The 11,310-nt window shown below is 65.6% G+C and carries 13 protein-coding genes; all 13 read left to right on the forward strand.

Annotated features, from left to right (window positions below; genetic code table 11):
* On the forward strand, window positions 1–298 hold a 298-nt coding region (locus tag ACT6S0_RS23550; protein ID WP_444766194.1), incomplete at its 5' end, for a hypothetical protein.
* Between the two features lie 2 nt (window positions 299–300).
* Window positions 301–699, forward strand: a complete 399-nt coding sequence (locus ACT6S0_RS23555) for a hypothetical protein (RefSeq protein ID WP_444766195.1) — start codon at window positions 301–303, stop codon at window positions 697–699.
* A 3-nt stretch (window positions 700–702) separates the two neighbouring features.
* A complete protein-coding gene (locus tag ACT6S0_RS23560; protein ID WP_444766196.1) occupies window positions 703–2,742 on the forward strand; it encodes a hypothetical protein in 2,040 nt (679 codons plus the stop codon).
* 9 nt (window positions 2,743–2,751) lie between these two features.
* Complete coding sequence (locus ACT6S0_RS23565) at window positions 2,752–4,392, forward strand: hypothetical protein (RefSeq protein ID WP_444766197.1); 1,641 nt, start codon at window positions 2,752–2,754, stop codon at window positions 4,390–4,392.
* A gap of 9 nt (window positions 4,393–4,401) precedes the next feature.
* Window positions 4,402–5,622, forward strand: coding sequence for a hypothetical protein (locus tag ACT6S0_RS23570; RefSeq protein WP_444766198.1), 1,221 nt, complete (start codon window positions 4,402–4,404; stop codon window positions 5,620–5,622).
* A gap of 3 nt (window positions 5,623–5,625) precedes the next feature.
* Window positions 5,626–7,176, forward strand: a complete 1,551-nt coding sequence (locus tag ACT6S0_RS23575; RefSeq protein ID WP_444766199.1) for a LamG domain-containing protein — start codon at window positions 5,626–5,628, stop codon at window positions 7,174–7,176.
* The gene (locus ACT6S0_RS23580; protein ID WP_444766200.1) at window positions 7,173–7,559 is read left to right on the forward strand and encodes a hypothetical protein; all 387 of its coding nucleotides are present in this window, start codon (window positions 7,173–7,175) and stop codon (window positions 7,557–7,559) included. The genes ACT6S0_RS23575 and ACT6S0_RS23580 overlap by 4 nt, the downstream gene beginning before the upstream one ends.
* A gap of 1 nt (window position 7,560) precedes the next feature.
* Window positions 7,561–9,444 (forward strand): hypothetical protein, encoded by a 1,884-nt coding sequence (locus ACT6S0_RS23585; protein WP_444766201.1) that lies wholly within the window; start codon window positions 7,561–7,563, stop codon window positions 9,442–9,444.
* A 3-nt stretch (window positions 9,445–9,447) separates the two neighbouring features.
* Complete coding sequence (locus ACT6S0_RS23590; protein ID WP_444766202.1) at window positions 9,448–9,669, forward strand: hypothetical protein; 222 nt, start codon at window positions 9,448–9,450, stop codon at window positions 9,667–9,669.
* A 9-nt stretch (window positions 9,670–9,678) separates the two neighbouring features.
* Window positions 9,679–10,074, forward strand: a complete 396-nt coding sequence (locus tag ACT6S0_RS23595; RefSeq protein WP_444766203.1) for a hypothetical protein — start codon at window positions 9,679–9,681, stop codon at window positions 10,072–10,074.
* Complete coding sequence (locus ACT6S0_RS23600; protein WP_444766204.1) at window positions 10,061–10,504, forward strand: hypothetical protein; 444 nt, start codon at window positions 10,061–10,063, stop codon at window positions 10,502–10,504. The genes ACT6S0_RS23595 and ACT6S0_RS23600 overlap by 14 nt, the downstream gene beginning before the upstream one ends.
* On the forward strand, window positions 10,501–10,692 hold the full coding sequence (locus tag ACT6S0_RS23605; RefSeq protein WP_444766205.1) for a hypothetical protein: 192 nt from the start codon (window positions 10,501–10,503) through the stop codon (window positions 10,690–10,692). The genes ACT6S0_RS23600 and ACT6S0_RS23605 overlap by 4 nt, the downstream gene beginning before the upstream one ends.
* 37 nt (window positions 10,693–10,729) lie before the next feature.
* Window positions 10,730–11,310: glycoside hydrolase family 19 protein (locus tag ACT6S0_RS23610; RefSeq protein ID WP_444766206.1), on the forward strand; the 581-nt coding region annotated here is incomplete at its 3' end.

The raw sequence follows: 11,310 nt of genomic DNA on the forward strand, positions 1-11,310 counted from the left end.
CTCCAAGGGAGACGTTCCCTTCTTCAACAACCCTGGTCAGAAGAAGTACGGCGGTGACGGCGGCACGTTGAGCATGGCGCTGCTCAAGGCAGCCGAGCAGTACACCTTCGGGACGGCCAACAGCAAGGCACAACAGCCGTCGACCATCCCCCGGCCAGAGTCCACGCGCACTGTTCGTGTGGACCTCAACGTCAACGGCCAGAGTTTTGGCTCTCTCAACACCGACAACGCCGGCGCGGACCTGCTGCAGGATCTGCTGCAGCGGCTCGGTCAGGCGCGCGGAACGGCGGCACCCTGACTATGGCGACCAGCACCTTTCACACATTGGGCGACCTGCAGCTGCCGCGCGGCATGGTCTGGGACGACGAGTTCGCCTGGAGCGAGGTTCAAAAGTCCGCTGAGTACTCCGTCACCGGCGCGCTCCTGGTCGACGCAGCGGTCAAGCAGGCTGGGCGCCCGATCACGCTGCGCGGCGATTCCGACGCTGGGTGGATTCACCGCAGCGTACTTGAGGCCCTTCGTGCGCTGGCGGCATCGGACGCGGTCGGCGAACACGAGCTGACGCTGGCGGATGGACGCACCTTCAACGTGCAGTTCGCGCCGGTGGAGAAGCCCATCGAGGCCGAACCCGTCGCGCGACCCGAACTTCCCCCTGACGCATATCCCTATGTCGCCACTGTGCGGCTGATCGAGGTCTGATCCATGGCAATTCTTAAAGGCGACGTGAAACTGGTGAAGAGCCAGGTGATGGACGACGTTCCGGAGGGCGGTGGCGGGCCCACCGCGATCGAAGTGGTCGACGGCGCAAGCAACAGTATGCTGCCCGACGTGTCGGAGTCCGACCGGGCCGCTGGGCGCGTGCAGGCCCGCAAGGTCCATGTGTGGGTTCAGTCGGCCGACACCGACACCTACCTCGGCGCGAACGTCATCATCGCCGAGCCGCCCAACGACCCGAACGTGTCGGTCACGATCATGACCACCAACGACACCTTCGACCTGCGCGCCGCGGCAATCTCGCGCATCGAGGCGTACCTCTCGGTGGGTGCGAACTACGCCGGCTTCCTGTTTGGGAACCACATCACCGGCATGAAGACCCTCACCATCTTCCAGCGCACTGATGAGACGCCGCCCATCGGGGGCACCCTCGCGCTGACGAAGCGGGAGGGCTTCAGCGACCAGCTCATCCAGTACGTGCGGATCACCGAGGCGAAGGTCACCCTGCAGACCTTCACCGACGTATCGGGCGACTTCCAGCGTTACGTGCTCGAGCTGAAGATCAGCGACCCGCTGCGCGCCGACTATCCCGGCTTCGACGTGACGCGCATCGACCCGACGAAGGCGCAGATCGCCGCCGCCACCAAGGTCAGCAAAGTCATCGTGGCGGACGCCGCCAAGTACTACAGCGTCAAGCCGCTGCAGGTCGGCGCCAACCTCGGCGACTTCAGCGTCAAGGCACAGGACATCTTCACGCAGCTGGTGCCCAGCGCGCAGGTTGAGACGCCCATTGCAGACGCGCGCACCAACCAGCTGATGAACGGCGTGGTGTCCGGCGGCGGTGCGGTCACCATCGGCTACACCAGCGTCTTCACGACCGCGCAGAACCTCTTCGTGGGCGGCGCGGTGAAGCCGAACACCTTCTCCATCGCCAGCGGCGGGGTCACGCTGACGGACAGCGGCGGTCGGCTCATGAACGCCGGCAGCCAGGTCGGCACCATCGACTACGAAAACGGCGTGCTGGCCCTGCTGACCAACGTCTTCGGCACCGGCTCGGCGACCTTCAGCATCACCTACCAGCCGGCGCAGGCCGTGGAGGCGGTCACGCAGACGCAGGGCTTCGAGGTCACTGCGGAGACGCGCTCCCTGTCCTACGTGCGCACCATCGAGCCGGCGCCTGTTCCTGGCACGCTGTCGATCGCCTACCAGTACAGCAGCCAGTGGTACGTGCTCCGAGACGATGGCTCGGGCGCTATTCGCGGCCCGGATACCGGCTACGGCGCCGGGCAGCTCAACTACACCACGGGCACCGTTTCCGTGACGCTGGGGGCGCTGCCCGATGTGGGCAGCGAAGTCATCTACCAGTGGGTCGAGCCGAAGGCGGCGCAGGATGCGGCCGTCCTCACGCTCGACAACAACGGGCGCCTCTACTGGCCGTTCAACACAAGCGGCGTCTCCAGCATCGAGGCTGGCGCGAAGGCCATCGAGCCCGGCGGCCTCTCCATCGCATGGAACGACGGCACGGCGAGGACCGTCACCGACGACGGCGCAGGGAACCTGATCGGCGACGGCAGCGGCTCGGTGAACTACGCCAAGGGTTCCTTCCGACTCAGCCCGACGCTGTTGCCGCCGCCTGGCACCGTCATCAACGTGACGGTGTCATCGATCACGAAGACGCCGGCCACGGCCGCCGTTGCATCCGGCTCGGGCAGCTTCGGCGTGACGGGCATCACGCCCGGCTCCATCGACATCGTCGTCAGCGGGCAGCTGAAGGGAGTGCGCGGCTCGGACCCGGTGGTGAACTGGGGCGAGCCTGCGAGCTACCGCATCGTCGACGACGGGGCCGGCCATCTGATGGTGCTGCTCGCGGACACGCAACTGCAGGTCGGCACTGTGAACTACGCCGCCGGCACCTTCACGCTGGCTGGTACCACCGTCATCCCCCAAACCACGGCCGCGCTGCTCACTGCGTGGGACAACATCTTCCTCTACGAGGACGGTTTCGTGATGGACATCGTGACCGCATAAGGGCGCTCCATGGCAAACGTCACCCTCAACACCCCCCCGTCCAGCGGCGCCTACAAGCTGAAGAAGCGGGCCTACCTCGACCCAACCATCTTCAACAGCACCGTGCTGTCGCTGAGCCTGGCGGGCGTTACGTCCGCCACGGGCACCGTCGCCACCGCCGCGAGCGGGAGCCAGAGCCTGTCGGGCGACATTGACCAGCTGCACCTGCGCACGAACGTCGCGAATGCGTTCTCCCTGTCGGGCATCAGTTTCAGCGCCGGCGGCAAGAAGTACGTGTCCAAGGCCAGCGGCGACCTGCAGGTCGACCTTTCGCCGGTCACGGGCATCGGCACCAGCGTGGGCACGCTGACGCCCAGCCAGGGCGAGGTGACGCTCAACGCATGGGTGCCGGGCTCGTCGCCGGCCGTCAGCGACTGGCGCGGCGTCGCCAGCCCGCCGGTGAACGGCGCCTTCACGCCGTACAACACCTACGCCGTGGTCTTCCGTCTCGCTACCGCGCCGATCCGCACCGGCAGCTTCAGCGTGCTCGGGACGATGGCGGACGGCACGACCTTCAACTACAGCGCGGACAGCGACGGCATCATCAACGCGCCTCGCGTGAAGGGGCGAATCAACTACACCACCGGTGTGGTGAAGCTGGTCGGCGTCTCTCCGACCGCGCCGGCAGGAGTCATCAAGCAGGATCTGTCCTGGCTCAACATCCCGGGCGTGGCTGACGGCTACATCGACCTGATCCGGCAGGAGACGCTGCGCTACAACGCGGTGGCCTTCACTTACCTCCCGCTCGATGCGGATCTGCTCGGCATCGACCCGGTGCGCCTGCCCAGCGATGGCAAGGTGCCCGTCTTCCGCGAAGGCGAACTGGCGGTGGTCGGCCATACCGGCCTGACGGCACCCGCGACGGCCATCGTCGGCACGCCGATCAGCGCCGGGCGCACGCGCCTATCGCGGCTTCGCCTGCTGGGCAACGACGGCTACGTCATCCAGACGGGCTACACCGAAGACCTCGAAGCCGGCACCGCCACCCCGACGGACGTGACTGGCTGGTCTCAGCCCGTGCGCATGGAGCACCGCATCGAGGACTACGCGCTGATCCGCGAGGCGCAGATCGATGGCACGATCACCTTCACGCGCCCGCTCACGCACAACTATCCCCTGGGCTCTTACGTGTCGAGCGCACTGCGCGCAGGCGACCTGAAGGCCCGCATGTCGCTCATGTTCGACCAGGCGACGTGGGACAACGTGACGTTCTCGGACGTGCTCAGCGGGGCGGCCGCGCCGGGCACCTACAACATCGGTGGCTACCCGATGGTGGTGACCAACGCTGGCACCGTCACCGAACGATGGGCGCTGCGATTCAAGTCTACGCTGACCTTCGACATCATCGGCGAGCACGTTGGTGTCATCGGCGAAGGGTCCATCAACACCATCACTTCGCCGATCAATCCGGCGACCGGCGTTCCTTACTTCACCCTCGCAGTCGCAGGGTGGGGCGGAGGCTGGGCCATCGGCAACATCGTTCGATTCAACACCATCGGCGCGATGTTCCCCTTCTGGGTCATCCGCACTGTGCAGCAAGGCCCCGAGGCGGCGGCCGACTACTCCTTCCTCACGATCGTCCGCGGCGACATCGACAACCCCATCGCGTAAGGCCAGCACATGACCTCTCCAGTTGATACCAGCGTCAAGTTTTACAGCAGCCAGATGTCGGGCGCTCCCGTCCTTTCGGGAACTGCAGGCGCGCTGATTGTGCTTCTCGACGCATGCCTGAAAGACGGCTTCGATACCAAGACGCTGACCTCCCTTGTTGCGACCGGCGGCGTCATGACGGCTACATGGGCCAGCGGCAACCACTCTTCGCAGACGGATGCCGTCGTGTTGGTCGCCGGCGTGACCGGCGGCCCGACCGGATTCGCGGGCGCCAACGGTGAGCAGAAGGTCGTAGGTCGTCCGACCGCTACCACCGCGACGTGGGCGACGACGCTGCCTGATGGCACGTACACCGGCACCATCACTATAAAGATGGCACCGGCTGGCTTCGCGAAGCCGTTCAGCGGCACCAACCTCGGTGCCTACAAGAGCGGGGACATCACGTCGACGGGTTGTTACCTGCGTGTCGACGACACGGGCACCACTTCGTGCCGTGTGGTGGGTTACGAAAGCATGAGCGACATCAACACTGGCGTGGGGCCGTTCCCTAGTCCGGCGCAGGTGTCGGGTGGTGGCTATTGGGCCAAGAGCCAGAACGCGAACAGCACCGCAGTGGCTTGGTCACTGTTCACAAACGGAAAGATCTTCTATCTCAACATTCAGTCGTCTTCGGCGACCAACGCTGCGAACCAGATCACAGCAGGACGATGCTTCGGTGACCTCACGCCCTACAAGCCCGGAGGTGATCCATATGCTTGCGTCCTGAACTACTCGACCACCAGCACTGTCAGCTCAATGTATGACGGAGCGATCGGTACGTCGAATGAGGCCTCGTTCGCTGCACCTCGGGATTACACAGGGTTGGGTAGCAGCACGATCAACAAGATTTTCCCCTTCCTGATGTCGTTTGCGTCGGTGCACTATTCGGGTGGGTCGACGGGTTTGGGCGCGTTTCCTTCGCCAGTTGATGGCGGGCTCTGGTTGTCTCAGAAATTTTTTGCAACCAGTGCGCTGATTGTGCCTCGTGCGCTGATGCCGGGCATCTTGCACTGCATGCAGACGGGAGCGTGGGATACGTTCCGGCAAGGTGATCGAACGCCTGGCAGTGGCCTGCTTGCAGGACGGACCTTGATCGCCGCGACCGCTAGCGGCAGCAGCGGGTCGCTGACTGGCACATCCGCCTCATCTAATACCGGCATCGTATTTTTCGATGCGACGGGCCCTTGGTAAGTCATGGCCGCACACAGATATTGGCGCGCCTTCGGCTTCGAGGCCTACGGCTCCGCTGGATTGGACATCACGGAGTTCCAACTGCTGGCAGGGAGCACGCGGGTGGATGCGACGGCGACGCTGACTTCCAACATCGCGCCAACGGCAGGGTCGCTTGCGAATCTCAAGGATGGCAATACGGCCACCGGGGCGACATGGAGAGCGGCTGATCTGGTGTCGCTTGTGCTCTCGTGGGATTTCGGTCCCGGTGGCGATCAGGATGTGACCGACATTCGGATCGGCTCAAGCGCGGATGTGGCCAAGTTCCTTCTCATCGCGCGCCTGCAGTTTTCCGACGACGGTTCCGCGTGGACCGATCTCGCCACCATCGCAGGAATTGCTTGGCCTGGTGCGCAGGCTCTCACGAGTTCGACGCCAGGGGCTTTGTCGCTGGGCTCGAACGTATCGCTTGCGTTGAGCTTTGACGGCGCGAATGGCTCAACGAATCTCATCGATGCGAGCCCTCGCCCGAAGACGTTCACCCCCATCGGTACTGCGGCGATCTCGACCGCGCAGAGCAAGTGGGGCGGTTCGTCGTTGCTTCTGCCGGGCAGCACTGGGTCGCGCGTGGTGGGCCCAGTGTCTGATGAATTTGATTTTGGATCGGGTGACCTCACGATCGCGGCTTGGGTCTATTTGGCAGGCGATAGTCCCGCTGATGCCGACGGGATGAGGGGTGCCGCAATCGTCGATACATGGGACACTTCCGCTTCCATCAGTGGCTGGATTTTTGGCATCCTGGGGAGTGCGTCAACCACGGGCACAGGCCTGCAACTGGACAGTTGGAATAGCGGTTCAGGTACTCTTTTTCGAGCAAACGTCTCCATTTCCAAGAGCGGCTGGCATCACGTCGAAGCTACGGTCGCGAGCGGTGTGCGCCGGCTCTTTCTGGATGGCGTGTTGCAGAGCGGGTCGACCACCACGGTGGGGACAGGTTACACGCAGATCGAAAGCCTGGGGCGCCCCCTCCTGATCGGTGGCACCAGCAATGCAAGCTATCCGATTCCCGTCAATGGCTACATTGATGATCTGTTGATCGTCAAAGGGGCCGCGCTGCACACGGCCAACTTCACGCCCCCAACGAGCGCTTATCTGGGTGGCGTCTTGCGGAACAGGGTGCGGGGACGGGCGTATGCGCCCCCTTCGGTGAATGTGCCTTCCGCTGCCAGCACACCGCGTGTGTACGGGAGTGCTCTGACCGCCCCGCCTCTGAAGGGGCGGCGAGATTTTGTGACGGGCGTGCTTGGAGATGGCATTGGCCGCGTCAAAGGCACCACGAAAGACAAAGGCTCGCCGAACGTGCCAGTGTCTGAGCGGGTGCGTCTCTACCGCGAGCGCGACGGACTGCTCGTTCGCGAGATGTGGAGCACGCCGGGCACAGGTGCCTATTCGTTCGACTATGTCGACGAGTACCAGACCTATACGGTTATCTCCTATGACCACGACAAGTCGTTCCGCGCCGTGGTTGCGGACGGCCTTTCGCTGGAGGGTGGCGGGGTGGAGTTGATCCCATGAGTTTCACCGCCACGCAAGCCCTCAACGACTCGATGCTCGTGGGCGGCATCAACGCTGCGCTTGACGACCACGCGGCCAACCACGCCTACGCAGTGCTCTACGACGCGGCAGCCGTGGCGCTGGTCACGATGCTCTTCACGAAGCCCGCAGTGGCGCTCGTGGCGCACGAGCTCGTGTTCGATCAGGACAGCGCCAGCGGCGACTTGATCCTCACGCAAGGCAATGCCGCCACGTTCAATCTCTACAGCGCTGCCGGCGTGCTGCTGGGCGCTGGTGACGTGACGGACATGGCCGGCGCCGGTCCGCTGAAGATCAGCGGCACCACGGGCACCCTGCTGTACGCAGGCGCGCGGGCGATCCTGGGCGAGATGAAGATCGTCTGACATGGCTTCTACCGATCTCGTCTTCGTCGCGGCGCCGCTGACCAAGGGTGACCTGGTCTTCGGTGACGACGGCAGCAACCCGATCAGCGATGCCGTCGTCACCGGCAGCATCGTGCTCGTGCGGCCGACGCTGAGCGGCACGGCGACGCTGGGCGTGGTGGCCTCGGGCGCGATCACCTTGGTGCGCCCCACACTGCGCGGCGAGGTCAAGTACAACACCGACACGCAGCGTCCGCTGACGGCGACGGCGAGAGCCCGCTGGCAAGACGCGATCCCGCAGCCCGAGCGTGCCGCCGACCGCTGGCAAGACGGGAAGGGCACGCCAGCGGCGACTCGCGTCACCTATGCAGATGCCACGCCTGTTCGCGCGTCGTCCCGCGCCCGGTGGGCCGATTCGGACCGATCCAAGCGCCCGGCGGTCGAGAGCCGCTTTCAGGACGGTCAGCCGGTGCGCACGGGCGCGCGGCAGCGCTTCCAGGAGGCACTGCGAACGAGCAACAGCGTGCGTCAGCGGTTTGAAGAAGGACTGCGCACGCATCGCGCCTGGGCGTCGAAGTTCAACGACGGGTTGCGCATACCGAACGCGCAACGCTCCCGCTTCCAAGACGCGATCCCGCTGGGCGTGGTGATCGGCTCGACCAACGGCTACGCGCTGAAGCTGCAGCGCGGCTGGGGCAGCCGGTATCAGGAGTCAGTGCAGCCGCGGCCCGGCCGCACGATCCTGATCCCTGTCCAGCCGCCCGTCGAGCCCTGCTACACGCCGAGCGGCGACCTTGTCTTCGAGGCGCCCTGGAGTGCAGACACCAACCTCATTTTCATCTGCGAGCGACACGTGGGCCCGGAGCCGGGCGAGACGGTCGTCGTTCCTATTCGGAGGGTCTACGTCGTGGAGAACCACATCACGCTGCATCGGGTCGACACCGGCGCGGCCATCGAGGCGGACGCCTTCAGCATGAGTCTCGATGTGGACTCGTGGACTTGGTCGTGGAGCGCGTCGCTGCCGGCCGCTGCCCTGGCGCTGATTGAGCCAGGCGGCGACGGGGACCCGGTCGATATCGAGGCCATGGTCAACGGCGTGGCCTTCCGGCTGTGTGCCGAGAGCTACAGCCGCGAGCGGAGCTTCGGCAAGGCTCGCATCCGCGTCCAAGGCCGGGGCCGCAGCGCCATCCTTGATGCCCCCTACGCGCCGACGCTGAACCACTTCAGTGAAGGCACACTGACCGCGCAGCAGCTGGCCGACCTCGCGCTGACAATCAACGGCGTCAGCATCGGTTGGGCGGTGGATTGGGGCCTCGAGGACTGGAGCGTGCCCGGGGGCACCTGGAACATTCAGGGCACGTACATCGAGGCGGTGCAGGACATCGTGCGCGCCGCGGGCGGCTACGTTCAGCCGCACCGCACTGCCGCGACGCTTCGGGTGCTGCCGCGCTACCCCTCAACGCCGTGGACGTGGAACACGCTCACGCCGGACTTCGAGCTGCCGAGCGCTGTCGCGGCTGTGGAAGGCATCGACTGGCGCAGCCTGCCAGCCTATGACCGCATCTTCGTCAGCGGCACCAGACCTCCCCCCGCCGGTGTGCTCGGCCAGGTCACTCGCGCCGGTACCGCGGGCGGTTCAGTCGCTCCGATGGTCACGCACCCGTTGATCACCAACGCGATCGCCGCACGGCAGCGCGGTCTCGCCGAGCTGTCGAACACCGGCCGCCAAGCGCTGGTGACGCTGCGTATGCCCGTGCTGGCTGACACCGGAATCATCCAGCCGGGTGCACTCGTGCGCTATGTCGACGGCGCCACGACGCGCCTTGGCCTTGTGCGCAGCACGTCGGTCAGCTGGGACCGGCCGGTACTGCGCCAGACCATCGGCCTCGAAACCCACGTGGACTGACCCATGCGAAATATCTACCGCGTCTTCCTCGACCTGCTGCCGGCGCGCCCGCTGCAGGTCGGAACCATCACAGCGCTCGAGGGCGACGTGGCGACGGTGCAGCTGCCCGGCGGCGGCCTGTTGACCGCGCGCGGCGGCGGCACCGTTGGCGACAGCGTGTTTGTGCGCGACGGCGTCATCGAGGGCGAGGCGCCCGCGCTGACCGTCGAGGTCATCGAGATCTAGAGAGGAAACATGGGCGACTTCATCCAACTGTTCACTGAATTGAAGGGCGTACTGGGCGGCGCCGCAGCCGTGGGCGTCTCCGTGGCGCTTTATCTCTGGAGCCAGCGCGGCCAGCGCCAACTCGACGGCGCGAATACGGAGGCGAACGTCTCCGCGATCGCGCATTGGAAGGACGTCGCTGAGCGTTCCGATGCGGCACTCGTCGCGATGACGGCCCGCGCGGACAAGTTCGCTGAGGAGAGGAATGAGGCCTACAAGCAACTGGCCCGAATGGAGGGGCAGCTCGCCGAAATGAACCGCCAGCTCGAGGCGCAGAACCTGAAGCTGGAAACCCAAAGCAAAGAAATGCAGGGCCTGCGTGACCAGGTCCGCAACCTTCAGGAGCAAATTCATGCACCGCGCTGACAGTGACTTCGGTCCCCTCGAACCTGTGAAGCGCCTGCCGCGCACCGTGCGGCATGTCTTCAACGCCTGCGTTGTGATCGGCGGACTCGTGGGCGGAGGGGTAAGCATCGGCTACTTCCTCGGCGTGCAGCAGCAGAAGCAGGACTCGCTCGCGGAAATTGCACGCCTCCAAGAGGCCTATGGCGGGCGACTCAAGAAGGCAGCGGACAGCGTCACGACCGCAGCCATGGTGACCTCGAGCGCCGCGGAGGCCGTGGGTGAGGCGGCCGACCAGGTCGGTGCCGCGGCGAAGACGGCAACGACCGCCGCCATTACCGCCAAGGCAGCCGCGAAAGCAAGCGCCGTGCCGCCTCCGGCACCCGCGCCTGCTGCGGCCGTAAACAACACGATCAAGCGAGCCAACGAAAAGCTGCAGGGAGGCCGGCCATGACCCGCGCGGCCGCGCTGGTGCTGCTCGCGGTCCTGCAGGGCTGCGCTGGGCCTTCATCGCCGCCTGTGCCGACGCGGGACTGCCCCGCGCTGCCGACTCTGCCGGCGAACCCTACCTTGGCTCAGCGCGGGCAGCACACCGAAGCCCTCGTTGCGCTGTACCTGCGCTGCGCCGGCGTCAACCAATGAATCAACGCCGCAGCCACACGGCAATGGAGTGAAAAGCATGATCGACGTTTCCACCCTCATCGACTGCACGGGCGCAACGCGCGCGAACGCTGAGCGCTACGCCTGGCCACTGAGCGACGGCATGGACCGGTTCGCCATCACGTCCGCGAGCGCCGCGGCTTGCCTGCTTGGGCAGGTGGCGATCGAGGCCGAAGGGCGAGACGGGCCGCTCTCAGTGGTCGAGGAAGACCTCTACTACACCACGCCCGATCGGCTGCGCGCGGTCTTCCCCAGCTTGTTCGTGAAAGGGGCGTATCGCGCCGAGGACTACGTGCGCAATCCGGGCGGCCTGAGCCAGCTTCGCTACAAGGGCTACCACGGCCGCGGGCTGATCCAGCTCACCTGGCTCGACGCCTACCGCGCTGCCAGCGACGCGTTGGGCTTCGACTATGTCGACGACCCGGCGCTGGTGCTGCAGCCGAAGCACGCGGCGCTGACCGCATGCTGGTTTTTCGCGGCCTACAAGGGATGCCTACCGGCTGCGGAGCGGGGGGATGTCTACGACGTCACCGGGCGCGTCAACGGTGCGGCTCGGCTGAAGCTGGCCGAGCGCAAGGCGGCCACCGCGCGCGCCTACAA

It is taken from the genome of Roseateles sp. (assembly GCF_052436255.1).
Classification (GTDB): Bacteria; Pseudomonadota; Gammaproteobacteria; order Burkholderiales; family Burkholderiaceae_C; genus Pelomonas.